Below are 24,422 nucleotides of genomic sequence, written 5' to 3'. Positions count from 1 at the left end.
AGTCCCCAAAGGGTATCAAAAATGTGTTCAAGAGAGTGGATCAACCTGACCAGTTAATTTTCCAGTTTGGTATTACTTAGCTATTACCAGGTGAGACGGTTTAATTCATACCGCTATGGGATGAGTGTGGCTATGGCCATCAATGATCAAGAGTGAGTTTGCGGGGTGGGGCGGCATACAACCTGAAAGCGGAGGTGCAGATTTTGCGTTGGTTTTATCAAGGAAGGCTGTCTCATTATTAATGAGATGAAATTTAGTGAGTTAGGCTCAGTAATAATAGCCCCAAATAAAAAACGGCGCTGAAGCAATAAAGCTGCAGCGCCGTCGTTAAATTATGTTCGAATTACTTCTTAAGGTTTGTGAAGTAGTCGAAGATAACTGGTACGTCGTTGTTACCCATGCCTGCATCAACAGCAGCTTGTAGGCTAGTAGAAGTACCTTGAGCGATTAGAGACTCAGTGCCTAGCTCTTCACAAAGCGCAAGGAAGTAACCAAGATCTTTGTTAGCGTTAGCAACAGAGAAACCTAGCTTTTCTTCGCCGTCTACAGCGTAGAACTTACAGAACTGCATGAACGGAGAGTTAGAAGGACCAGCTGACATGATGTCGAATAGTTGCTGACCGTCAACGCCTGCTAGTTTAGCTACTGCGAAAGCTTGAGACATAGTTGCAACAGTCGTCATACCCATGAAGTTGTTCACAAGCTTAGTAACGTGACCTGAACCTAGCGCACCTAGGTGGAATACGTTTTCGCCTTGATCGTCAAGAACAGGCTTAACTTTGTTGAACGTTTCCATGTCGCCAGCAGCCATGATGTTTAGAAGACCATCTTTAGCGTGAGCTGGAGTACGACCAAGAGGAGCATCGATCATGCCTGCGCCTTTCTCAGCAAGGTCAGCACCGATCTTCTTAGTAGAAGCTGGGATAGATGTACCGAAGTCGATTAGCGTTTTGCCTTCAGACATACCTGCTAGGATACCAGTCTCGCCGTATACAACTTTTTCAACAACTTCAGAAGTTGTTAGGCAAAGCATAACGATGTCACTTTTCTCAGCTAGTTCTTTACCAGAAGCTGCTTCAGATGCGTTGCCACGAGCTAGAACTGCAGCAACTGCATCTTTGTTAAGATCCATTACGTTAACTTCGTAACCACGGTTTTGAAGATTCTCAACCATGTTGCCGCCCATAAGGCCAAGACCGATGAAACCAATTACTGGTTTAGTCATTTCAGACTCCTAATAAAAAATACTATTGTATGACTATTTGGCTTAAGGATATACGTCTGTTCGCCTTAAAGCAAATGTAGATTGCTTTGAAATCTTTGCCAGTTCACAGTTTTTTGATCTGAGCCAGATCTAAGCTGATTCTGAATTGTGAACAGGCGAGATGTCGTGCTAGGTGATTTTTCTCCCCTAAGAGTTTAGTACGTTAGTGGTAGTTCAGCTCTGAGGCTTTGTCTTGGTCGAACTCATTGAGGGTCTTGCGTGCTAAGTGGCGGAATGGAATTGCCTTGATACATTCTTCGAATGGCATGATGGCAAACGCCCAGAACAGCGGTGCATCAAAGAATTGGAGCAAGAGTGCTAGCAGTGGCAATGACACCAACCATTGGCCAGAGAAATTGATGGCAAAGACGGCTTTGGTCTTGCCCAAGGCCCGCAAGGCGTGGCCGTGGACGGTATTGTAGCCACGGACTAGGGGCAGGAAGATATAGAGTGGGGCGGTGATCGCCAGTGCCTGGAAGGTTTCCTGTTTCATCTCTGGATAGATGAACGGCAGGCATAAACTGAGCACAAAGAAAAAGCCGCAAGTGATGATAGACAGTATCACTGCAATTTTAATGCTGGTATCAACATTTTCTCGCAGATCATCGAGTTTGTTGGCCCCGATGGCTTGGCTGATCAGGATAGCGGTTGAGTGGGCTGCAGCTGTTGTCACTTGGGTACCCATACGGATCCACGGCATGATCAAGGTGATGGCAACATAGGCGTATAGGGTTAGCTGCGAATAAAGCAGTTGGTAGATAGTCGCCCCGACGGCCAGCATGGCCATATTGGCCGCAATCGGAAATATTTCAATAAAATGGCGCTTGGTGAGGTAAACGAAACGGCTGATTTTTTCTGGCTTGCGCAGGGTAAACATGTCATCTAAATTGACGCAATAAGCAAGGAAAATGGTGCGCACGACAATAGCGACTAAACTGCCTAATGCCGCGCCCAAAACACCCAAGCCAAGTGAATGGATTAGCAGATACGTCGCCACGGCATTAACCGGTAATTCAATCAGATAGCCTTTAAAAGGAGTCTTGGTTTTACCTAGCCCATTGAAACCTGCAATCAGAACTTGGGTGATGGCGCTGAACAGCAAGGTTAAGGTGGATATATTAAGATAACCAACTGTTAACGTAAGCAATTCAGGATCTTGGGTGATATGGCCAACCAATTGCTCCCCGAACACAAACAGCAACATCGAAAATAGCGTTGCAACCCCCAAGTTTATTGCCATGCCACTTAGGATCGAGTCGCTCAGCGCTTCGGAGCGGCCTGAACCATATGCCCGGCTGATCACCAACTGGGTGCCGTTTGCTAGCGCGTTCTGAAAACCGAGTAGGAAAGCCACAATGGCAGTGGCAATACCAATGGCAGCAACAGGGACTTCTCCAAGTGGTGAGATCAATACAGTGTCAATCAATAACATCGACTGCATCAGCAGTGCATTCATAGCCAATGGCCATGCGGTTGTGAGGTTTATCTTAACAAACGGAGAGAGGTGCAAGAGGGCTCCTTGTTGCATAAAGGGATTCAAAAGGTGAATAATTGTATTATTATATTTCAATCCATCCGCTAACTTCTAGAGCCTTCTTGTCGATTAATCGTTCCGATTTGTTAATCGATCGGCATGTCACTCATGTTGCCGTGCTTTTCTTCAATCAATGCACAGAATAACTGACTGGCTGTGGCGATAAGCGCGTCCGGAAAGTCATAGTCGGGGTTATGCAGCTGCGGATGTTGTTCACCGCTGCCAAGACAGAACATGGCGCCGGGCCACTTAGCAAGAAATTCCGCCACATCTTCCGACCATCGCATTGGCTCTTCAACTATATTGACCGGAAGGCCAAGCCGTCGGGCTTGGTGGATAACCTGCTGGCAATGTGGCTGTGAGTTGACGGCGGCATTGAACCATTCTTGCCACGATACTTTGAGGCCGAGCTGTTCCTGCTGACACTGGGCGGCGATTTGTTGCTCTATAAGCGACTTCATCATCAACAAGGTTTCGCTGCTATCGCTACGCAGTGTCGCAAGTACTTTGGCATAACCTGGAGCGGTACCGAACGTAGCCTTGCCCTGAGCCGTTTCGCCAAGAGAGGCGTGCACCACGGTAGTTAATGCGAATACGTCTGGAAACTGCTCAGGCAATTGTTGGATCAACTTGATGGTTTCCATCATCGCATAAGTTGGGGCCACACCGTTTTCGGGCTTGGCGGCATGGGAGGTTTTGCCAAACAGCTCGATAATCACGCCGGTTGAGGCGCAGGCAAATGTATTGGGTTTTATGACGACTGTATTGAGCGGGTAACCGGGCAGGTTATGGTAAGCAAAGACATTATCGATATGTTGTTGGGCTAGCCAAGGTTCTTGAAGCATTGCCGTGGCGCCGGATCCGGTCTCTTCTGCCGGTTGGAACAGTAACAGAACCCTGCCTGTGACCGGTGGATGTGTGCAGAGGTATTTGGCGACCATCATCAAGGAAGCGGTATGCCCGTCATGGCCGCAGGCATGCATGATCCCGGAATGACGAGAGGCATAATGGTGACAGGCATTCTCATGTATTGGCAGGGCATCGAAATCGGCGCGAAACAGGCTGGTTTCACCGGGATTTTTGCTGTCAAATTCCACCACTATACCGTGTCCTCCGAGGTCAGCTTTCGGGACAAGGCCAAACTGGCGCAGCTGTTGGTTGATCACATCAGCGGTTTGACGCTCATGTTGAGAAAGCTCGGGGTATTGATGAAGGAAGTGGCGAAAGTTGATAGGGTCAAAGGAATCAATCGGCGTAATCATAGTATTCTGTGCAGCTATAGTATGTAAGTTGCATATCTTACGCCGAATCACTGGAGGTAAGTGTGATGGCTATCGCAGGGATTCGCTACTAATATTTAGCTCATCAGGAAGTTCATCATCCCAATTATCCAAAATAAATTGCCTTTTACTATCAAGCCGTTGCTGAAGAGAATGGATGTGGTTTTCAGATTCTTGTAGTTGGCGAACAAGTTCGGAAGCGATCGCTTCGAGATCTTCTAAACTGAAATGATCCCCTTCGGTATTGAGGAACTCGTCGGGCGCATAGGTTTCAAATGCAAACTGAGGCGCTGAAGGTGTCAGAGCGCGAAGACGCCTTTCTTCCTGAAGGTGTTCAAACAAGAAAAAGCTCGTGATGAATGATGTGATAAGTGCACTTACACCAAATAATTTGCGAAATTGCCCGCGCTCTTTGATTGCCAACAGGGTCAGTAAACCACAAACAACGCCTAGCAGTGTGAGTACCATCCCTTTGTTACCTCAATCGTTTACTGTTGGTGATAAGGTTATCAAAAATGAATAGTTAGTCACTATGAATATGCTGTTATTGAATGAAAACTGTGAGGTAGCGATGCCAGTGAGTCTGTCATCGCTATTTTGTTTTGGTTACGGCTGTATTTGCTTGATTGCTGTGATCAAAGCATCCAACCCCGCTTCGACCTTGCTCAACGGACAACCGACATTCAGGCGGATATAACCTTTCCCTTCTTCACCATAGGTGTCGCCACGCATGATGGCGACCTTATGCTCATGAATCAGTACCTGTTGTAGGGCATCCATATCGATGTTTAATGGGTTGAGATCTATCCAAGCTAAATAGGTCCCTTCAGGCACTTGGTAGTTAACTTCCGGTAACGCGTTGTTAAAGCGCTCAGCCACCGTTATTAAGTTCTGCTGTAAATAATCCTTGAGTGCGTCCAGCCAGTCATCAGCTTGCTGGTAGGCGGCGATATGGGCGATTATCCCTAGAATCGAAGGTGAAGATAGCCCGTGTGCCGCCTTGAGTTTCTTGAGGTAGTGTTCTCGCGATTCAGAATTGGGGATAAAGGCATAGGCACCGGTCAGGGCCGGGATATTGAATGACTTCGAGCCTGAACTCACCAAGGCCCAGTCCTTGCCAGTAGCGATTTCTGACCACGGAAGGTATTGGGAATAGGCCATGTCCATATGAATATCATCGGAGATCACCTTCACGCTGTGGCGCTGACAAATGTCAGCCATTCGCTCTAGTTCATTTCTGCGCCATACTCTGCCCGTCGGGTTATGTGGGCTGCAAAGCAAAAGGACTTTGCATTCTTGCCGTGCCGCTTGTTGTTCAAATTGCTGCCAGTCTATGTCATACCCCTGCGCGGTTTTAAGCAGCGGGCTTGGAAGCAATTGGCGCTGGTTGGCTTCAAGCATATTTCCGAAAGCATCATAGGCTGGGGTATGGACCAAAATGCCATCACCCGGCTGGCTCCACTGTGTGATGAGCTGGGAAATAATGTAGATCACCGAAGGGCCATAGACGAGGGCTTCTTGGTCAAGCTCTGCCTGGTAGCGTTTGGCAAACCAGCCCGTAACGGCTTGTTTGAAGTCGTTATGGTTCCAACGGCTGTAACCCAATACGCCATGGGCTAGGCGCTGTTGCAAGGCTTGCTGGATACAGGGAGCGGTTTCGAAATCCATATCGGAAATGGTAAAGGGGAGCAAATCGGCTTCACCAAAGCGATCTTGGACATAGTCCCACTGGGTACAGTAAGTGCCATAGCGGTTAACGGGAGTTGAGAAATCAAACATAAGTGCCTCGCAGAACAACGTATAAGACTGCGCTCTGATTAGGTAAAGTGCAGTCTTATACCATGCGGGGAGTTGGACTCCCCGCCGACATAATGATTTTGGCTGAGAAAGATTAAGCTGGCATCAGGCCCTGAATCTCATTTTTCACCAAGTGAACCTGAGGGCCAATCACCACCTGTAGGTTATGGGCGTCAAGCTTCACTACACCCAATGCACCGTTGGCTTTTAGCACCGCATCGTTAACCAGTGACATGTCTTTAACGGACAGGCGAAGGCGGGTGATACAGTTGTCCAGTGCTTCGATGTTATCGGCACCGCCTAGAGCTTCAAGGATGATATCGCCTTTGTAGCCAGTGGTTTTCTGACCACTTACGGCTGATGCGATTTGCTCGGCACTTTCCACTTCACGACCGGGTGTTTTCAGGTTGAAGCGGGTGATGGCAAAACGGAACACCGAGTAGTAGACCGCAAACCAAATCCCGGCCACGACAGGCACTAGGTACCACTTGGTGGCTGTACCCTGCAGGATACCGAAGATGAAGAAGTCGATGATGTTACCGTCGGTGTTACCGATAGTGACATCTAGTAGGCCCATTACCATGAAGCCTAGGCCCGTTAGGACTGCGTGGATCAGGTAAAGCGCTGGTGCAACAAACAGGAACAGGAACTCAAGTGGCTCGGTGATACCCCCGATCACACACGCCACTACACCCGATAGCAGCAGTGCTTTTACTTTGCCGCGATTCTCTGGGCGCGAGCAATGGTACATCGCCAGTGCAGCACCCGGAAGACCGCCGAGGAAAGCTGGCATTTTTCCTTGAGACAGGAAGGCCGTTGCTGAAGACGAGAAGCTGTCAGTGGTTGAACAAGAAAGCTCAGAATAGAAGATATTCAGTGCGCCGCTAACCGTATTGCCACATACGTCCATGGTGCCACCAGCTTCAGTAAATCGGATCAAGGCAACCAAGATATGATGCAGGCCAAAAGGAAGAAGTAGACGTTCGCCGGCACCGAACAGGAATGGACCAAATGGACCCGCATGGGAAATAGCCGTACCGACGCCATTGATGCCTGCGGCGAAGTAAGGCCAGATTAAAGGTACGATCAGACCAACCACACCCAGCACGACAGTGGTGATGATCGGAACAAAGCGGGCGCCACCGAAGAAGGCCAGCGCATCAGGCATCTTGTAGGTGTAGAAACGGGCGTGTAGTTTTGCCACGATGATACCGACAATGACCGCACCCAAAATACCCGTGTCGATAGAGTCGACACCAATGATCGACTTCACGCCGTAAGCCGCTTCTTGCTCGGCATTGCCAAGTACGCCAGCAACAGTAAGGTAGAAATTGATAGATAGGTTCAATGCTGCGTAGCCAACGAAACCGGCGAAGGCAGCAACGCCTTTTTCTTCACGTGCCAGGCCAAGCGGAATGGCAACAGCGAACATGATCGGCAGGTAAATAAAGGCAACCAGACCGATTTTGGTCATCCACATAAACAGCAATTGTAGTGGCATGAAATCCAAGAACGGGATGCTTTCTTTAACCGCGTTGCTCGACAGTGAACTGCCGACACCGAGCAAAATACCGGAGAACGCTAGCAGGGCGACCGGCAGCATGAAGGTTTTTCCTAGGCTCTGGAAAAACTCCCATAAGGTTGTTTTCTTAGAAGTATTGGACATAGTGGGTAACCCCTAACCTTATTGTTTTCGTAGGTAGAGTTGATAAAACGTTTTATCAAACTTTTGTAAAAAAACGCTGGTGCAGAGACGTTCTTGTTCATGCATCAGCGTGCTAAATGTGTTCACGCAAATAGGATAAAACGTTTTATCAGTTGATTTCGCAGGTTGGATCACGAAATCTGATCGGTTTTCCGTTAGTGATTTAAACTGTGATCGAGGTAAAAGTGTGAAAAGCTCGATAGAACGTTTTACTAGCATGTAATATCCTTGGTGTCTCGAAGACGGATACGTGCTGCTAATGAGTCAAAGAAAAGTAAAAATCACAGATGTTGCTGAATATGCAGGGGTGTCGGTATCGACTGTCTCGTTGGTGCTTGGTAATAAGGGGCGGATCTCCGAGGCCACGATCAACAAGGTTAATGATGCGATCAAGGCCTTGGGTTATGTGCGTAATAAGGCTGCGGCGAATTTGCGCTCAAACCAATCCAATTTGGTCGGTTTGGTGTTGAAGGACATTACCGATCCCTTTTATACCGAGATCACCGCAGGTTTTAGCAAAATCCTTGAAAAGCATGGCTTCATGTTATTCCTGGCCCAGTGCGGCGATTCACCTGAGCGATTGGAAGCATGCGTACAATCGATGCTTCAACAAGGCGTGGCCGGTGTGGCATTCAGTCCACTGCGAGGGGCGAGCCAGAATGTGATTGATATGTTGGCCCAAGCGGAAATTCCTGCTGTTTGTGTTGCTCGGGCGACCGTCAATGACGATATTGATTATGTGGTGCCCGATAATACGTTGGCCGCCAAGCATGCTACCCAGCATTTGGTTGAGCAGGGCCACAGGCATATTGCTTACGTCGGTGGGCAAGGAGACTCTCTGACTCGCGCAGAACGTATCGGTGGCTATTGTACGACCTTGATCCAGTACGGCCTGCCGTTTAAAAGCGAATGGATTGTCGAATGCGAGGGCAGCCAAAAGGCGGCTGCCAATACGGTGCAAGAACTATTGACCCAGCACCCGAAGATCACCGCTATCTTATGCCATCGGCCTGCTATCGCGCTGGGGGCCGTATACGGCGTCGAGCGGGTTAACCGCACTGTCGGGCGCGATAATTATATTGGTCAGCAAGTTGCGCTAATTGGCTTTGATGATGTGGCAGAAGCAGAGCTTACTCATCCACCGCTGACGTTCATGTCGTCAACAGCCAAAGACATCGGTGAACAGGCTGGCAAACGTTTAGTGCAGAAGATGAAAGCCAGCGAACAAGCTGTCGAGAAGGTTATATTGGCTCCTGAGCTGATTATTCGCGGCTCGGCGTAGATTATGGTGCGACGTATCGCTTTTACTTAATCTAGATTAAGTTTTGCCATGCAGATCCTCGGTAATATCGGCCACCACTTTTTGTGTACCACACGATATTTGTAGAGGATTGGATTTGAGCACTTTGTTTAGTGAAACCCGTATTGGCCGTATGACATTAAAGAACCGCTTCATGCGCAGTGCGACGTGGGAAAATATGGCGACAGAAGATGGCCATATGACGGATAAGCTTTACGCTATCTATGAAGAACTCGCGCAAGGTGAAGTCGGTCTGATCGTAACGGGTTATGCAAACATAGTTGAAGAAGAAAAGCCCAATGCAGGGATGATGGGGATTTACAATGATTCCTTTATCGATGAATACAAGAAACTGACTGAGCTGGTTCATCTTAATGATTCGAAAATTGTCATGCAGCTAGCTTACGGAGGTACAAAAACAACCTTTAACCTCGGTGATAGGGTTATTCTTGCTCCTAGTGAAGTACCTGAAATCGGTACCCAAACACTGGGCAAGGCGATGACCAGGGACGACATTGATTACATTGTCAAAGCGTTTGCTGAAGCGAGTTTGCGAGCCCAAAAATCCGGCTTTGATGGGGTGGAAATCCATGCAGCCCACACTTATCTGATCAATCAGTTCCTAAGTCCATATTACAACCGCCGTGAAGATGAGTACGGTGGTAGCCTAGAGAACCGCATGCGATTTTTGATGGAGATCTACGCTGAAACCAGAAAGCTGGTGGGTGATGAGTTTCCAATCCTCGTCAAACTGACGGCCTCAGAGTTTTTTGAAGGTGGCTTGACCTTCGATGAGACCCGCATTGTTTGCCAAGAGCTCGAGAAAGTTGGTGTCGATGCCATTATCATCTCTGGCAATATTCACGGCAAAGCAAACAGTATGATCGGCCAGTCTTTTGATGGGCACACTCTCCAGGCGGAAGGTTATTTTCATGAATATGGCCATGCTATCAGCCAAGAAGTGAGTGTACCTGTGATCACCGTGGGTGGCTTAACGGATATTGCGGCGATAGAGAAGATTGCAGCAAACACTACTATCCAGTATTTCGCGCTTTCACGTCCTTTGCTGTCTGAGCCGCATTTGATTAAGCGTTGGAAAGAGGGTGACAGAGCACCGGTTGAGTGTGAGCGTTGTTCGAAGTGTCGTACCAAGCGCGGAAACTTCTGTGTGGTGAACAAGGAAAGAAAGTCACAGCTCGCTCAAATGTAAATTTGGCAGATTTCTGTACCGGTTGATGATTAAGCCAGCAAAATATTGCTGGCTTTTTTGATCTGGTCGTTAGCCATGAAATACTGACATCACGATGACTTGATGCTGGCAGAGATGCTGTATTGATGACAATAGAACAAAGCATAGAAACACTTTTCTATTGTTGTGCTAACAATAGAAGAGGTGATAGCTAAGAGTAGTGATTGATGATAAAAACAAAAGCCAAAATACTTTCTGTGGCATTGGCTGCCGCTTTGCTTGGGGGCTGCGCCAGTTACAGCATTTCAGAACAAGATATGACTAACTACCTGCAAGATTCTGTCAGTCTGGATCAATCTGTGGGGGTTGAAAATGTGATGTATGCAGAAGTCGCGGTAGATGATTTAGAGGTCAAAATTGGCCGGGCTGATGCCGACCGGGTGTCTGTGTTTGCCAGTACCAATGCGCAGGTACAAATGTTAACAATGAAAAGCATGGGGTTGGATTTGGATGTCGAGTTCAGTGCTATTCCTGAATATGACAAAGACAGCGGTGAGGTTTATTTAAAATCACTGCGGTTAGAACGTTTTGATGAAAGTAGCAAACAACTTACCCCAGAAATCAAAAAACTATTAAAACCTGCGGTATCCATGATTGGCTACGCGCTATCAAAACAGCCGGTGTACAAGCTCGATAGTTCAACAGTGCAGGAAGCCTTAATCAAATCGGCCGAGCCAAATTTGGTCATAAAGAACAATAAGCTAGTGATAGAGTTGTTTGATTAAGCGTTATTAACGCTTCAAATCAAGAAAAAGGATTAGCGTGACAGCTAATCCTTTTTTATTTCCACTCTTGCGACAGCGGATAATTTCGTATTGTAGGGATGAAATTATGCTGCAGTCAGCACTGTATTTGAATTACTTCACCAGAACATAGCCATTAGTGTCACGAACGCTATGACTATCATTGCAACTTTTGTCTAGACTTTCAGCTAGGCATTCTGTTGAACTTTTTAAATCAAGCTCATCACTATTACGAGACTTGATGTGAGTCGCAATAGCGGAACCAGCCAAAATCACCGATATAGCGACAATAGGTTTAACAAAACGCTGTGAAAATTCCATGTGTACTTTCCTTGATTATTTGAATTATTCAAATTTATTTTAGCTATATTATAAGACAAATTGATAGAGCGGCTTGAGCTTGATCAATTTTTCTTATGCTAGGTGTTGTAGTGCTTCTAGATGTTTATTTTTAAGGGGGATGATTTTCAAGGGCTTAATTTTGTTATTTTGGGATTTTGTTATTGTTGTGTCCTGCTGAAAATGCAGAGTATCAGCACTGTATTCTCGAACGTCCTGCTCTATCCCTCCTTCGAAGGCTACATTCCATAACGGTAACGTTAGTTTTCTGTTTCATCGTGCAAGAAAAGATTGACCGAAAGCGTTATATCGCTAAGTTAGCCGTACTTGAATTATTCGAACCCATTCAATTACGGAGGTGCATAAGATGTTGATGTTAACTCGCAAGCTTACCTGCATCTTCGTTGTCAAAACGGCTTACCTCAAGCAGCCCCAAGTCGCTTAGTGCAGGCAGTAGATAAATTTCAATTATTTACTGCCGAAGAATAAAGCGAGACCACCAATACAGATATACTCATGTTCGCCGTAATAACTTGCAGGTGCGGACGTTTGGTTGATGGTCTTGAATTGCTTTTTCATCGGCTAACTGTTTTTTCTGTTTTAAAGAGAACTAAGCGATGACGAACAATAAGCATTGGTCGAAAATGGAAATGCTCCATGAGACCGTCAAAAACCAAAATGTTTCCATCAAAGGCACTCACAGTTACTACAGCGATGCTTACGACAATGGTTTCGAGCGTTCTGTCGTGCGTTATCTCCATGGCGATGAGCAAACTTGTCATCGTGAACCGCGCTGGGAAATCGATAAGCTCTATATCGGCGATTATGTCTGTATTGGGGCTGAGGCTGTGATCTTGATGGGAGGAAACCATACTCATCGCGCTGATTGGTTTTCACTTTACCCGTTTATGGACAAAATTGACGAAGCTTACCAGTCGAAAGGGGATACTCACCTTGGCGATGGGTGCTGGATTGGTATGCGTGCCATGATCATGCCGGGCGTGACTATTGGTGAAGGGGCAATTGTTGCCGCCAATAGTGTGGTCACCAAAGGTGTTGAGCCATATGCGATTGTCGGTGGTAGTCCTGCGAAAACTATTCGTAAACGTTTTACGCCAGATACCATTGAGCGGTTACTGGCCCTGAATATTTACGATTGGCCCGAGAGTAAGATCCAGGCTCTAAAAGATATGATCTGTGGCGATGATATCGATGTGCTGGAAAAAGCCCATCTTGATTACGATAAAAGAGAGTAGTATTGGAGCCTGGAGATAAATAAGAACAAAAAAAATCATTGGTGGAAATGACCTCCACCAATGACTTGTTACCGAGAGTAAAACAATAACACGGCCTATTTATGTTGTGACGGTAAGCAGCCACTAGGGCTATCCATCACACAATCTGAGGGATGGAATAGGCGCTCCTTGTCTAAGCGAAAGTTATCGATGAAAATACGCGCAGCCGGCGCGTTCGCATCTAATTGCTTCATTTCTAATGTTAGAAGAAAGTGGGTATCGGTCGGTCGTTTACGAATGGTAAATGTTCGCTCTCCCTGACTTCCCGGTGTTAAGTCCACAATATCTTGTCGTAATACAACCCTTTCGCCATCCTCATCAAGGACCTCGATATGACCTGTGAACTGAACATCTTCGACTTGTGTTGCATCGTAGTCAAACCGAAACAAGTAGCGGGTACCAATTGGGTCGCTTGAAATGTCAAAATTGCGCCCCACACTGGCAGATCGCATTACTCCAGCGCCACGGAAAAATTCCAGTACTTTAGTCCCCGATGTTGCCAATTCAGGTGCGTCTATTATGTCAACGCCATCGCCAGGCGACCAATGAGAAAAGCCCTGATCAAACCCTCCGTTTTCGATCGGGCTATCAGCCCCACGAAGCATGACAGCCGTGTTTTCAAACATCACGCTGCCCTCCGTGGCGACATACTCGATATGGAGGTAATTTGCGCCATCAGGCTTGTGACTCTTAAGCCTTAGAGGCTGAGGATTTGAACCTGTAATGTCCACGCTCTCTTCTTTTAGAAGAGCGCTGTTCATATCTTTGTCTGCGCGCCAGCGTAGCCGTAGCGCACCATTTCCGTCACCACTTGCGATGACTTCGACAAGGTAGCGGCTATCTGTTAAAGCCAGTGATACATCCAGCGGTTGGTTTACATAGGTTTCGCCTTGTGCTGTCAATTGAACGGCCTTACCGGTGAAGCCAGAGACAACCTCGGCATTCCCCCCGCCGACTTTCTGCCACCCTTGCAGGTTGCGTAGGAAGGTCGGATTGGTAAACTGCTTGGTTCGCCCTTCAAGTTCTGCAATGGTATCTTCCAATTCGATCCAGTCACCCTCGGGATCAATGACTTCATAGTGGCTGTGGTTTCTTGGAAGAGAAAATGGGGCGATTTGATAGCCGTAATCGGTACGTTGTCCATTTGAATCAATACCAATTACACGACGGGGAGTCATGTTTGAAAAGATAAGCTTACCGTCCTGCTCTTGCACATAAGGGCGGTAAAAATCACCACGCAGTTTATCTATGGTGCCGGGGGCGATGGCCTCTGCCAACCCGACGCCCCCGTACCAGAAGTCAGCGATACCAACTGAATCCATCGTAAAGTCATCCAGCGCCATTGACCAACGAGTGAGCATTTCGATGGACTCTCCGCCTGAGGCGTTATTCATTGCTTGGCGGCGACCGTCCCGATAAGCCATATATCCCCCTACCACAGGGGCCGTTAGTTGGTGCTGGCCAAAGCCGAGTACTGCAGGGAAGTGCAAAATATCATTAGGATGGTCAGAGGGGCCATCGTTGTAATATGTACCACACCAATTTTCGTCACCGGTTGGGCAAGGCGGATGATTGCCAGCAGAGAAGGCGGCAAAGTATGGTACGCCCATATCGTCGGTTTCCGCCATCGTGAGGCCATAGTAATTTCGGTTCTGCTCTTTCCAGCCATCATCATAGTAGTGATGATTAAGGATCATTGTTGCGCCCATGATGATAAATGCAGACTGGGAAGCTTTGATTACGGGTTCGCCTTTTAGGTAATCATCAATTTTGAAGCTTTCGCGATCATAGGTATAACGGGCGTAATCTGACGTTACGTAGGGATCTTGTGCGGCTGCAATATCACCGAAGATCCAAGTTTCATTCGCCATTAAGTTTGTGCCTTTTGCTCCTGTAGGCACTGGACCATGATCGTCGTTAGTCCAAGTGATCCTTTGTTGCGCCGCGACAACGTCCGAGGAGCGCTTAAATAGTTGGCGGAGGTATTCCTGATATTGCTGCAGATTTGCGTTGTCAGGGTAGAGTTCTGCCGCTTTGATTGCCGCTGGCAAGAACTTCATACTTACGTATACCTGAGGTTGGGAGCGAAGTTGACCAGTGTTGGGGTTACTTTCTCCGTCGACGGTGCCGTCATTTCGATAAACGCGAATGAAGTGGCCATCGACAGTTCGCTCGCCACCATGGCCCGGAGTAAGGCCAGCATGGGTGCGGATCAGAAGTTCGATAACCTTTTCGATATCCGGATCTGGTGCAACTTGATCGATAGCCATCAAAAGGAATAACGCCCAACCGACATTATCGGCAATCGGTGTTTTGTTGGGATTTTTATCGAATGCTGATATCTTGCGTAACAGCATGCCGGGCTTATCGTGCTGATTACCGGTGCCAGGGATACCGCCGCCTTCAACGAGACTGAAGATCGCTTGTTTATAGCTATCAAGTTCATTGAGCAGCCAGTCATCATAACTTAAACGTTGATCGCCAAGCTCAAACATCATCTTAACGTTTGACTGGGCCAGCATCATGCGTCCGTCAGCGGTAGCACTGATATCACTCAGGGCGGTGTCTACCTCACGGTGATAGAGTTGTGGGGTGACCTTGTCTGTATCCCGTAATTCATTAAGGCCAACATGCCAAAGCCGTTGTTCTTTATCATCGGCTTTACACTGTAAAAGGTATAACCCCCCACTGTTTTCTGCGCCGTAGACCCGGCCTAAGGTGATGGCTTCGATCTCGGTAATGTCACTGATTTGATTAACCGTGTTTTCCTGTGGAGAAAAGCGGTATAGCCCCGTTGATGTGGTGGCGTAGAGTGTCGCCTCCAGCATATCAACCGCTAAGCCAGTGACTGCTGAATCGGTTGTGATTAACTCACCGTTCCCTCTTCCCGCCCCGTCATATACAGCGTTACGATCTGCATCATAGCGATAAACGCCTTTATCGCTGCCGACGAATAATTGCCCTTGAAAATACGTCATTCCCAAGCGTTGCTGGCGTTGACTAGAGAGAATGCGCTGGTCAAACAGTGATAATGAGTCGGTATTGGTGTTATAGGCAAAGATGGCGTCTTGGTCGTCACCACATACGGTGAAATAAAGGAAGCGACCAGATGGGGTTAAGCTCATTGCGCAGATTTGACTGTCTGACGTTAGAATAACGTCAGGGACTGATTGCATAATTCTATCGGCAGTGATGGTTGTTTCAATCCTCTGGTTGATATCACGGAGCTCGATGGACAGCGTTTTGCTATTGGCTGCGGCGTACTTTCCTGCAACCTGCGCGGTTGCAACCCAGTCTGCATTGCCGGCATCAAAACGCCAATCATCAAAATGAATATCTAACGGCTGTTGCAATGCTTCAATGGAAGGGGATGAGCACACACCCGTTCCGATGTCTGGGTGTAAACTATCATCATCGTCGTCGTGCTGACTATCAGCGTTACAGCCGGTTAATGTTAGGGCGGCACTCAAGAGTAAACTGAATGGGGTCACTTTGCTAAGGAGGGGCATATTTTTTCTCTACGACAGACAAAAGGGAGTGGTAACCTTTGTCATTGAGCCTTTGGTGAATAAAACTACGTTAAAACAGCGACAGCTAAGCCAAACGGTACTTACCAATTAATGGAGAGCTGAAGTGATAGATAAAACCTTATTCTACGTACAGTTGGTACTTTTGGGTATATTTAACATTACTGGTTTGCATACAAGCTCTCGTTATTTCGATATTATAAATTCATAGTGGTGACTTTGATATTTTAAAAGAGTGAATTTTATATAAATCATCAGCATGAAATGGGGCCAGTGCTGACGGATTACATTAAAGGCAAGCATAATGGTGTTTATAAGCCCGTTATTTCGTATTCAACAATATACTTCCTTACTCAGAGTTTACTTGCGTGTTGAATTTCGCTGCGCTTCTGGTGGTGATACTTTTATTTACTCTTCTTGTTATTCTTGATGCTTACACTGGCCTAGAGTAAACAGGAAGTGGTGTGAATCTTGATTGGGTCAAGGACAGATCTTTCTAGTTTCATGCCTCTGATGTTCAACTGCCTACCCATAGCTGATGTGTCTGACAGTTTTGATCTTTGTTAACTCTTGCTTGCTGGGGAGTCATTCTTGCGTAACAGATTTCCTTTATACTATAGCTGTTGTTTTTTTGACCTTGATTATCTACTGATCACACTATAAATCACCAAAGAATAGCTGTGGAATGACGGTAATACAGAAACCGATTACAATGATCCAAAGTAATGTCATACTGGCTATAAGAAAATATAATAAGTTTGCTGGCTAGCGTTCATATATCGAGAAGTTTACATGGCAACAATAAACGACATAAGTAAAATGGTCGGAGTGTCGAAAGCGACTGTATCCAGAGCCATTAATGGCACAGGCCAAGTGAGTAAAGAAACCAAAAAAGCTATCTTCGAGGCAATGGATGCGCTCAACTTTCGTCCTAACTCATTAGCTCAAGCTCTTGCTACGAATAAATCCAACAGCATTGGCATCGTTCTGTCTGATTTTGATGGGAACTACTTTGGTCGACTGTTGAAACAAGCATCTCAAACCGCTGAAAAGACAGGGAAGCAGCTCATTGTAACAGATGGTCATAACTGCGCTAAACGAGAGAAAGAAGCCATTCATTTTCTTGCCGATCGAAAGTGCGACGTTATCATTTTGTACACGCGAAAGATGTCCGTAAGCGACATCATTTCTCTTAAGCGCTCGATCTCAACACCAATCGTCAATGTCGGCCGTGATCTCCCTGCATCGGCAGGCTATACTGTTGGTTTTGATCATACACATGCTGCACAAATTGCCATTACGCATTTAATCGACCTTGGCCATAAAGATATTATTTATATCGGACCAGAGCCGACAACGCCGACAACGCGATTGCGGTTTCAAGCTTTTGAAGAAAAGCTTGAGCAACATCAACTTGTAGCACAAGATCGTCATATTATCTGCCCAGACTTTACGGTTTACGGTGGTTATGATGCATGCCAACAGCTCCTAAAGGTCAAGGTTCCATTTAGTGCTATCTTTGCTGCTAGCGATGATATTGCAATTGGTGTAATGAAGGCCCTGTCTGATGCAGGTATAAAGGTTCCGGAAGACGTTTCCGTTGTCGGTATTGATAATCAAGAGAAAAGTGCATTTGTCACCCCTTCGCTAACGACGGTAGAGTTGCCAATAAAAGCAATGACCCTTCACGCAATGCAAATCGCGCAGGAATTAGCTGAAGGTAAACAGGTCACTAATGGGTCGAAACTGTTTACTGGTGAGCTCATTGTTCGTCATTCAGCAACACCCCCAAACACGTAACACGCTTCGCATTTTAAGCTTAAGAGGCCTATTACGGCCTTTTTGTTATGCACCTATCAGATGATTAGAACTCTCAATTTCGTACCGCTTAACGCATAGTTATGCAAATAAAATATGCACTTCTTTATGTAATGTCTAGAATTAAGTTGTTACTCTGGAAAACATACTCAAGGATGCTCATATGAAATGGTTAATCTCTATCTCAATGGCAGCTTTCATCGCTGCACCAGCCATGGCGGTAATTGTGCAAACGGCAGTACCAACACTGAAAGATGTACAACAGGCTTGTGAATTAAAACGGGTTACACATCAATGTAGTATTGTCAATGAAAGTAAAGTAGAGAAAGGGATCTGTATTGATGCCAAGCGATATGGCTTAATCTGCTCACAAAGGAAAAGTGTCAATCTTTAGGTGTTGTTTATTTTTTGCTTCGAATAAAAAAGAGCAGCATTTTGCTGCTCTTTTTTGTAACTATATGATTACCACCAAGCTTCCCACATTGCACCCACTGCAAATGTGTCTCGATCGATATCTTTGGTTTTCAAAGAACCCGTCTTAGCATCAACATTATTCTCGGCCTCACCGACAGTCGCATAAAAACGCAGCATTGGACGATCAGATGAGCTGTTGCCGAAGCTAATATTCTGAGAGAGCGTCACTTTCCATGCGGAGTTTTCATCAGATTCATCGTAATCAACTAATGAGTACCCAGCCTCTAACCAAGTAGAGTGCACATCTGTCCAAGCATAGGTTGGACGAACAATTGCGGAATAGTTTGTTCGGTTTAGTGCTTTATCATCACCGTCGTACTTATGGAAACCTGCTAAATACTCGATAGCCGTACGATCATCTAGGTCAAATGCACCTTCTAAACTTGCATACCAAATGGTTAGGTCATCTGTTTTATTAAATACCGAGGTATCAGAGTTGTTTGAGTAACGGATCATGAAGTTATGGCCGCTATAGTCTAAAACTGCGGCAACTTGATAAGCGGTGATGTCTTCTCTACCCGGATCTGCCGAGTCTTTTACTTTATCAGAAGAAAAGCCGTAGTTAGCATAAAGTGTTAAGCCCAAATCGTCAGTTAAATTAATGCCGTGAAGTTTAGTTGTAATCGCATAGTTACCACTATCACCTGTGCCTTCATCAGCAGTCTGACCAACAGCGCCCAGATCGAAATAAACACCGCCAAGATTGAGATTATAGAAGCCGGCACCTTGCCCATCATGAGACATCCAAAAGTAATCATTGATCCCTTGTTGCGGGCGTTGGTGGAAGTCTCTACCTGCCCAGATATAAAGATCTGGCTGTGATGCAAATACACCCGATACGCCCGTATAAAATTTCTTCAGAGCAATATCGCCATATTCACCATCTTCTTTCCACCAATTTTCCAGCATCAACACAACATCCCAATTAGTGCCATTGCTACCGTTAAACCCTTTAGAAAACTGGAATTCGCCGCCGTTCGATTCGTTACCTAATCGGCCTGCAGCGCTGTCTGACATTTGCCCATCAGCCCGAACATAATCGTTTCCATTGTCAGCATAATGCAGACCATAGCGAGCATAACCAGTAAATGTTAAATCATTATCCGAATCGACTTCTTTGGCAAAAGTAGTTGATGTTGCCAACAGTGTAGATATTACTATGGCTAATGGTAATAGTTTCATTTTTTAAACCCTAACAAAATTAAAGATGTAACAAGCTCTTACACAACAGTTGTTGCATGTATTTTATTTATAATAATACGTAAGACTAACCCATAAATATGGGGTAATTTAAAATAAGGCATTGGTGATAATTATTTTAATTACTATTTTTTAGTAACATTCGATGGATATCAATTAACTCAACAATAAGCTCTTTTGCTAGCATGGCCGTCATTATATGATCTTGTGCATGAACCATAATAAGATTTACAGGTACTTTACCTTCACCCTCATCTAAACCAATTAATTGTGTCTGTACATCATGTGCACGTTTAGCTGCCGCAGCTGATGACGTCATGTGGTTATCAACTTCATCCCACCTACCGGCTTTAGCTGCCCGCAGTGCTTCCATCGCGCATGATTTTGATTCACCAGCGTTGATGATCAGTTCCATAACGGTGCCTTCTAGCGCCTCACCTACTAATACACTCATATTCTCTCCCTTTAAAACTGTTTAGAATTAGACATTGTTATAAAATGATAGACTGCGCCAATAAGACCAGAATCATTGTTAAATTTTGTTGGTTCAATTTTTACATAATCTGAAGTTTGCGTATTATTTATCGCTTTATCATGATTGATGATGGTTTGTATCTTGTCTATTATTTTTTCAAAAATTTCATGTCGCTCACTAATGGCACCACCAATAATTATTTTTTCTGGGTTTAAAATGAAAATTAAGTTATATAAACCAATGGCGATATGCTCATAGAATGACTCAATAACATCTTTCGCAATAACATCACCCGCTTTAGCAAACGTATAAATATCATTCCCTGACACTTCCTCGAGCATGACTTCACCTTTGCGAAGTATATATTGGTGTCTTAAGCCTTCTTTAACCGAAGCTGTAAAGCTCATGGTTGCGGGCAAATCTTGGTTTGCAAAAAAATCACGCGTTAACATATAGCCGAATTCACCAGCCATATATCTGTGCCCTCTGATCAGCTGGCCATTAAAGTATATTGCGCCACCAACACCGGTTCCTAATGTAATACAAAGAAAATTTTCTGACTTCGTCGCATTACCTAACCATTTTTCTGCAAGAGCAACGCAGTTAACGTCATTTTCAATCTCAACGGGCATTGAGAGTTTCTTTGTCATGATTTCTTTAAAGTTAATACCATAAAAATCATCTATTGCACCACCTGTTTGCATATAGCCGGTATCGACATTAATGAAACCTGGTAATGAAACTGCTGCACCTTTTAACTGGTAAAAATGGCTATATTTTTCCTTAATCGCAACAAGACAATCAATAATGGCCTCACCATTTAGTTCTGTCTCGACTTTCCCTTTATCAAGAATTTTTCCATCTTGGGTTAGTACGCCATATTTGATGTTGGTGCCACCAATATCATAAGCGAGATATAGTTGCTCTTTTTTCATTATTATCAACCACTAGTGCCTATTTATGTAAGTTCTCACCACGTGTTGCGATAACATCTTTAAACCAATGGAATGATGCTTTCTTTTTACGCTCCAAACCGTTTTGGTGATCGACATAAATAAAGCCGTACTGCTTTTTATAGCCATTCAACCAACTCAGTAGATCAATTGCTGACCATGCGTAATAGCCCTTTATATTCACCCCGTTATCGATAGCAGCCTTTACTGCAACTAAGTGATCATTGATAAAGTTTATTCGTGGAATGTCACAGATTTCTCCTTCAATGATGGGATCTTCATCACCCAAACCATTTTCAGTAATATATAACTTAATTTGTCCATATTGCTCTTTGAGCATTTTTAGCCCAGAAACAAAACCTTCTGGTGAAATTTCCCAATCCCATTTTGTATAGCGCTTATCATCCATTTTTACGGTACGATAAACACCGTCAAAACTTGGGTTACCAGGTGACCCCGTCGAGTTTTCACGGGTTAGTTCTTTACTTTGGAAGGAAGAATCAATTTTTTCAACACGCTGTGGCTGATAGTAATTTAGTCCCATGAAGTCATTCAATGGTGCAGCTTGAGCAATGGTATCTAACTCCTCCTGTGTCCACTCAGGAACGTAGCCTAATTTTTCAAGTTCGTGAACAACATATTCAGGGTATCTACCAAGTAGGATAGGATCATAGAACCAGTTAGTATTAAATTGGTTTGCATGCAGTTGTGCAAACTGGTTTTCTTCTGAGTCATCAATACTAAACGCTGGGCTGAAGACATGACTCAAGCCAATTTCACCATACTGGTTAAGTTTTTTATACTCGATCAGTGCGCGAGCATGGGCGTAAAAAACATTATGTGTGGCTTGGAAGTATTTCTTTGGATCATTAGTGATACCTGGTGGGTGTGCACCAGTAAGGTAACCTAGCGCGGTGAACACCACCGTTTCGTTAAAGGTAATGAAGTGTTTAACACGGTCTCCAAAGGCTTCGAAACATACCTTGGCATATTCCACATAAGCATCGACAGTTTTCTTATTTAACCAGCTGCCATCTTTTTCTAATGGTAACGGCAGATCCCAATGGTACAAGGTTACAAAAGGAACGATGCCGTGCTTGAGACATTCATTAATAAGTTTATTATAAAAATCAATGCCCTTTTGATTTATTTTTCCAGTACCATTGGGCAGTATACGTGCCCATGATATAGAGAATCGGTATGACTCTAGGCCCATTTCAGCCATCAGAGCAATATCTTCTTTATAACGATTATAGTGATCAACTGCGACATCGCCATTCGTACCTTCGAAGGTTTTACCTGGGATTTTAGTAAATTCATCCCAGTTCGTTATACCTTTACCGTCTTGGTCCCACGCACCTTCAACTTGGTAAGCAGCTGTGGCCGCGCCAAATAAGAATTCATTTGAAAACTTCATATTAATCTCTTTTAATTTTAAGATTGATACGCGTATCTATTTGTCGTTTGATACGCGTATTAACAAATGTTATTGATTAAGTAGTGCTAAAGCATCATCAAGGATCTTTTCGCCTTTCAACATGCCATAATCAAGCATATCGATAACTTCAACTTTCTTACCAATTGGATCGGCTAGTCTTTGTAATTCATCTTTTTTGAATCTAATTTGAGGGCCCAACAAGAAAATATCGTATTCTGTTAAATAATCTGAGATTGTTTCAACACCATGCGCTTCAATATGAACATCAAGTCCTTTTGATACCGCGGACTCTTTCATTTTTTTCACAACCATTGATGTTGACATGCCGGCAGCACATAGAAGTAGAATCTTTTTCATTTTAATTACCTTAATTATTTTATTATAGCGTTATTTATTTTTCAGCTTGAGCAGCTAACTTATCTTGATATTTAAAGAATGGGAAATACACACATATGGTCATCAGGAAAATACTGATTTGAAGCAAAGCTGCACTCCAGCCACCAATAATAAATCCACTTAATATCATCGGGGTTGTCCAAGGGACTTGTACTGCTGTAAACGGACCTACCAAGCCAAAGCTAATTGCGCTATAAACCATTACGGCTGATGTTACTGGTGCAAGTACGAATGGAATAAACATTATTGGGTTAAAGATAATAGGTGTGGCAAAGATTATTGGCTCGTTAATATTAAAAATTCCAGGGATTAAAGACAGGCGACCTAACTGTTTATATTGTGCAGAGCGTGCGAACATCACCATGCAACATACAAGCCCGAAGGTAAGCCCTGAACCACCCACGGTAATAAACTGATCTACGAACTGGTTAGTTACAATTTTCGCATTATCGCCAGCGATTAGCGCTTCACCCGCTGTCACTAATGTCTGGTTATGGAGTGCGTTTGCAGTAACAATTGGTCCCATGATACCCATGACGATAACTGGACCGTGAACACCACACCACCATAGCAGTGAGATAAGCAATGCTATGCCTACAGCGCCAAAAAATGAATCTGACATGCTTTGAAGCGGTGTTTGTACTATGACATAAATGGTTTCAATAAAGGTTTTATCGAATACAAGATCAAAGAAAATATAAGTACTAAAAGCAAGAGAAATAATAATAAAACCTGGAATTAGTGATTTAAACGCATTTGAAACACCTTCAGGTACGCTTTCTGGTAGTTTAATTACCCAATTACGGTTAAGAACCTGCGCATATATCCAGCCAACAGATAGGCCTATTAATATAGCCGCGATCATACCTTTACCACCTAAAAAGGCTTTTGGTATTACACCGCCAATTTCTGTTCCATCAGGAGCAACAATAAAGGCATTAATCACAATAAGCATTGAAACTATTGCAAGAACGCCAGCATTAATACCATTATGTCCTTCATATTTAACATAGGTGAATGCTATGCCAAAGACACCAATTAACGCTAAGATATCAAATGTAGAACCGACAACCTGAAATAAAGGTGTTGCCCATTGTTCGCCAAATATTCCAGCCATGAATTCGTTGTAACCATCAATTGGTACGAATGCAATTAGAAGGAAAAAAGAGCCAATTATTGTCAAAGGCATGGTTAACATGAAGCCTTCTTTGATTGCTGTAATTGGCTTTGAGTTAACAAATTTTAATATAGTGGGTAGGAATCTATTTACTCTATCCATCATCGTACTTTGCAAACTAGCTGCTTGTGTACTCATTGATTCAGTCTCCTTTCTGTAATTATAAGCTCTAATCTATGCAATGACTGTAACCGGTTACGGTAACCGGTTACAGTCTGGATGTTTGGATTTTTGATCAATTTCACAAATAAATCTCGTACTGGCTTTAAAGATAAGACGAGGTCGATGTTTTTAATTTGAAACAGTTAGAAGGGCACATCATGATTAAACAGCAATAGATGGTTGGTATCCAAAAGCTGTTTATACATTATGGTTTAACATCTAAATAGCTGATCCTAATAGTGCTACATTTTGATAACTCCATGACCGCCTCCTGGAAATGGTGATACGTTGTCCAT

Annotated in this window: 20 protein-coding genes; 6 read left to right on the top strand and 14 right to left on the bottom strand. The window is 44.6% G+C overall.

All coding sequences use genetic code 11. The features are described 5' to 3' along the window. Positions 1 to 343 precede the first annotated feature (343 nt). The 6 genes from NHN17_RS20905 to malX all read right to left on the bottom strand — a co-directional run bounded on the left by NHN17_RS20905 (position 344) and on the right by malX (position 7,541). Positions 344 to 1,225: an NAD(P)-dependent oxidoreductase gene (locus NHN17_RS20905; RefSeq protein WP_255044570.1), complete on the bottom strand. Its 882-nt coding sequence runs from the start codon at positions 1,223 to 1,225 to the stop codon at positions 344 to 346. A gap of 202 nt (positions 1,226 to 1,427) precedes the next feature. Next, a complete protein-coding gene (locus NHN17_RS20900) occupies positions 1,428 to 2,792 on the bottom strand; it encodes an MATE family efflux transporter (RefSeq protein WP_255044568.1) in 1,365 nt (454 codons plus the stop codon). Positions 2,793 to 2,884: 92 nt separating this feature from the next. After that, the gene (locus NHN17_RS20895; RefSeq protein WP_255044567.1) at positions 2,885 to 4,060 is read right to left on the bottom strand and encodes an amidohydrolase; all 1,176 of its coding nucleotides are present in this window, start codon (positions 4,058 to 4,060) and stop codon (positions 2,885 to 2,887) included. A gap of 69 nt (positions 4,061 to 4,129) precedes the next feature. Then, a complete protein-coding gene (locus tag NHN17_RS20890; RefSeq protein ID WP_255044566.1) occupies positions 4,130 to 4,546 on the bottom strand; it encodes a hypothetical protein in 417 nt (138 codons plus the stop codon). Between the two features lie 138 nt (positions 4,547 to 4,684). Beyond that, entirely contained in the window at positions 4,685 to 5,857 is a 1,173-nt protein-coding gene (locus NHN17_RS20885) for a MalY/PatB family protein (protein ID WP_255044565.1), read from the bottom strand. A gap of 112 nt (positions 5,858 to 5,969) precedes the next feature. Then, a complete protein-coding gene (gene malX, locus NHN17_RS20880) occupies positions 5,970 to 7,541 on the bottom strand; it encodes a maltose/glucose-specific PTS transporter subunit IIBC (RefSeq protein WP_255044564.1) in 1,572 nt (523 codons plus the stop codon). A 298-nt stretch (positions 7,542 to 7,839) separates the two neighbouring features. Here malX and malI point away from each other — a divergent pair, with 298 nt between their 5' ends. From malI to NHN17_RS20865, 3 genes are all read left to right on the top strand, one after another. Beyond that, positions 7,840 to 8,862: a Mal regulon transcriptional regulator MalI gene (gene malI / locus NHN17_RS20875; protein ID WP_255044563.1), complete on the top strand. Its 1,023-nt coding sequence runs from the start codon at positions 7,840 to 7,842 to the stop codon at positions 8,860 to 8,862. Between the two features lie 115 nt (positions 8,863 to 8,977). Then, on the top strand, positions 8,978 to 10,090 hold the full coding sequence (locus NHN17_RS20870; protein WP_255044562.1) for an NADH:flavin oxidoreductase: 1,113 nt from the start codon (positions 8,978 to 8,980) through the stop codon (positions 10,088 to 10,090). 206 nt (positions 10,091 to 10,296) lie between these two features. Then, complete coding sequence (locus NHN17_RS20865) at positions 10,297 to 10,854, top strand: YceB family lipoprotein (protein ID WP_255044561.1); 558 nt, start codon at positions 10,297 to 10,299, stop codon at positions 10,852 to 10,854. Positions 10,855 to 10,986: 132 nt separating this feature from the next. Here NHN17_RS20865 and NHN17_RS20860 read toward each other — a convergent pair whose 3' ends face one another. Further along, positions 10,987 to 11,193 carry a hypothetical protein gene (locus tag NHN17_RS20860; protein WP_255044560.1) on the bottom strand — a complete coding sequence of 69 codons (207 nt, stop codon included), beginning with the start codon at positions 11,191 to 11,193 and terminating at the stop codon, positions 10,987 to 10,989. Positions 11,194 to 11,828: 635 nt separating this feature from the next. Between NHN17_RS20860 and NHN17_RS20855 the strand changes: the two genes are divergently transcribed. Then, positions 11,829 to 12,467, top strand: coding sequence for a CatB-related O-acetyltransferase (locus NHN17_RS20855; protein WP_255044559.1), 639 nt, complete (start codon positions 11,829 to 11,831; stop codon positions 12,465 to 12,467). A gap of 95 nt (positions 12,468 to 12,562) precedes the next feature. On the opposite strand, the gene NHN17_RS20850 is transcribed toward NHN17_RS20855, so the two are convergent. After that, positions 12,563 to 16,015, bottom strand: coding sequence for a hypothetical protein (locus NHN17_RS20850; protein WP_255044558.1), 3,453 nt, complete (start codon positions 16,013 to 16,015; stop codon positions 12,563 to 12,565). Positions 16,016 to 16,825: 810 nt separating this feature from the next. Here NHN17_RS20850 and NHN17_RS20845 point away from each other — a divergent pair. Together NHN17_RS20845 and NHN17_RS20840 are read left to right on the top strand one after the other, a co-directional pair. Next, positions 16,826 to 17,833 carry a LacI family DNA-binding transcriptional regulator gene (locus NHN17_RS20845; protein ID WP_255044557.1) on the top strand — a complete coding sequence of 336 codons (1,008 nt, stop codon included), beginning with the start codon at positions 16,826 to 16,828 and terminating at the stop codon, positions 17,831 to 17,833. A 181-nt stretch (positions 17,834 to 18,014) separates the two neighbouring features. Then, positions 18,015 to 18,245 carry a hypothetical protein gene (locus tag NHN17_RS20840; protein ID WP_255044556.1) on the top strand — a complete coding sequence of 77 codons (231 nt, stop codon included), beginning with the start codon at positions 18,015 to 18,017 and terminating at the stop codon, positions 18,243 to 18,245. 68 nt (positions 18,246 to 18,313) lie between these two features. On the opposite strand, the gene NHN17_RS20835 is transcribed toward NHN17_RS20840, so the two are convergent. From NHN17_RS20835 to NHN17_RS20810, 6 genes are all read right to left on the bottom strand, one after another. After that, positions 18,314 to 19,507 carry a carbohydrate porin gene (locus tag NHN17_RS20835; protein ID WP_255044555.1) on the bottom strand — a complete coding sequence of 398 codons (1,194 nt, stop codon included), beginning with the start codon at positions 19,505 to 19,507 and terminating at the stop codon, positions 18,314 to 18,316. A gap of 136 nt (positions 19,508 to 19,643) precedes the next feature. Next, entirely contained in the window at positions 19,644 to 19,979 is a 336-nt protein-coding gene (locus tag NHN17_RS20830; protein WP_255044553.1) for a PTS lactose/cellobiose transporter subunit IIA, read from the bottom strand. A gap of 11 nt (positions 19,980 to 19,990) precedes the next feature. Beyond that, positions 19,991 to 20,935 (bottom strand): ROK family protein, encoded by a 945-nt coding sequence (locus tag NHN17_RS20825; protein ID WP_255044552.1) that lies wholly within the window; start codon positions 20,933 to 20,935, stop codon positions 19,991 to 19,993. A gap of 19 nt (positions 20,936 to 20,954) precedes the next feature. Beyond that, the gene (locus NHN17_RS20820) at positions 20,955 to 22,370 is read right to left on the bottom strand and encodes a glycoside hydrolase family 1 protein (protein ID WP_255044551.1); all 1,416 of its coding nucleotides are present in this window, start codon (positions 22,368 to 22,370) and stop codon (positions 20,955 to 20,957) included. A 69-nt stretch (positions 22,371 to 22,439) separates the two neighbouring features. Beyond that, entirely contained in the window at positions 22,440 to 22,748 is a 309-nt protein-coding gene (locus tag NHN17_RS20815) for a PTS sugar transporter subunit IIB (protein WP_255044550.1), read from the bottom strand. Positions 22,749 to 22,782: 34 nt separating this feature from the next. Continuing rightward, positions 22,783 to 24,102, bottom strand: coding sequence for a PTS sugar transporter subunit IIC (locus NHN17_RS20810; protein ID WP_255044549.1), 1,320 nt, complete (start codon positions 24,100 to 24,102; stop codon positions 22,783 to 22,785). Between the last annotated feature and the right edge of the window lie 320 nt (positions 24,103 to 24,422).

The sequence above is a fragment of the Photobacterium pectinilyticum genome, from assembly GCF_024357955.1.
In the GTDB taxonomy this organism is placed as follows: domain Bacteria; phylum Pseudomonadota; class Gammaproteobacteria; order Enterobacterales; family Vibrionaceae; genus Photobacterium; species Photobacterium pectinilyticum.
The sequence above is the reverse complement of the archived record's forward strand: the minus strand, read 5'-3'. Positions and strand labels throughout refer to the sequence as shown.

Bases quoted from the DNA above. Each gene is read 5' to 3' on its own strand.
- NHN17_RS20905 (WP_255044570.1), bottom strand. From the start codon at position 1,225: ATGACTAAACCAGTAATTGGTTTCATCGGTCTTGGCCTTATGGGCGGC.
- NHN17_RS20900 (WP_255044568.1), bottom strand. From the start codon at position 2,792: ATGCAACAAGGAGCCCTCTTGCACCTCTCTCCGTTTGTTAAGATAAAC.
- NHN17_RS20895 (WP_255044567.1), bottom strand. From the start codon at position 4,060: ATGATTACGCCGATTGATTCCTTTGACCCTATCAACTTTCGCCACTTC.
- NHN17_RS20890 (WP_255044566.1), bottom strand. From the start codon at position 4,546: ATGGTACTCACACTGCTAGGCGTTGTTTGTGGTTTACTGACCCTGTTG.
- NHN17_RS20885 (WP_255044565.1), bottom strand. From the start codon at position 5,857: ATGTTTGATTTCTCAACTCCCGTTAACCGCTATGGCACTTACTGTACC.
- malX (WP_255044564.1), bottom strand. From the start codon at position 7,541: ATGTCCAATACTTCTAAGAAAACAACCTTATGGGAGTTTTTCCAGAGC.
- malI (WP_255044563.1), top strand. From the start codon at position 7,840: ATGAGTCAAAGAAAAGTAAAAATCACAGATGTTGCTGAATATGCAGGG.
- NHN17_RS20865 (WP_255044561.1), top strand. From the start codon at position 10,297: ATGATAAAAACAAAAGCCAAAATACTTTCTGTGGCATTGGCTGCCGCT.
- NHN17_RS20860 (WP_255044560.1), bottom strand. From the start codon at position 11,193: ATGGAATTTTCACAGCGTTTTGTTAAACCTATTGTCGCTATATCGGTG.
- NHN17_RS20855 (WP_255044559.1), top strand. From the start codon at position 11,829: ATGACGAACAATAAGCATTGGTCGAAAATGGAAATGCTCCATGAGACC.
- NHN17_RS20850 (WP_255044558.1), bottom strand. From the start codon at position 16,015: ATGCCCCTCCTTAGCAAAGTGACCCCATTCAGTTTACTCTTGAGTGCC.
- NHN17_RS20845 (WP_255044557.1), top strand. From the start codon at position 16,826: ATGGCAACAATAAACGACATAAGTAAAATGGTCGGAGTGTCGAAAGCG.
- NHN17_RS20840 (WP_255044556.1), top strand. From the start codon at position 18,015: ATGAAATGGTTAATCTCTATCTCAATGGCAGCTTTCATCGCTGCACCA.
- NHN17_RS20835 (WP_255044555.1), bottom strand. From the start codon at position 19,507: ATGAAACTATTACCATTAGCCATAGTAATATCTACACTGTTGGCAACA.
- NHN17_RS20830 (WP_255044553.1), bottom strand. From the start codon at position 19,979: ATGAGTGTATTAGTAGGTGAGGCGCTAGAAGGCACCGTTATGGAACTG.
- NHN17_RS20825 (WP_255044552.1), bottom strand. From the start codon at position 20,935: ATGAAAAAAGAGCAACTATATCTCGCTTATGATATTGGTGGCACCAAC.
- NHN17_RS20820 (WP_255044551.1), bottom strand. From the start codon at position 22,370: ATGAAGTTTTCAAATGAATTCTTATTTGGCGCGGCCACAGCTGCTTAC.
- NHN17_RS20815 (WP_255044550.1), bottom strand. From the start codon at position 22,748: ATGAAAAAGATTCTACTTCTATGTGCTGCCGGCATGTCAACATCAATG.
- NHN17_RS20810 (WP_255044549.1), bottom strand. From the start codon at position 24,102: ATGAGTACACAAGCAGCTAGTTTGCAAAGTACGATGATGGATAGAGTA.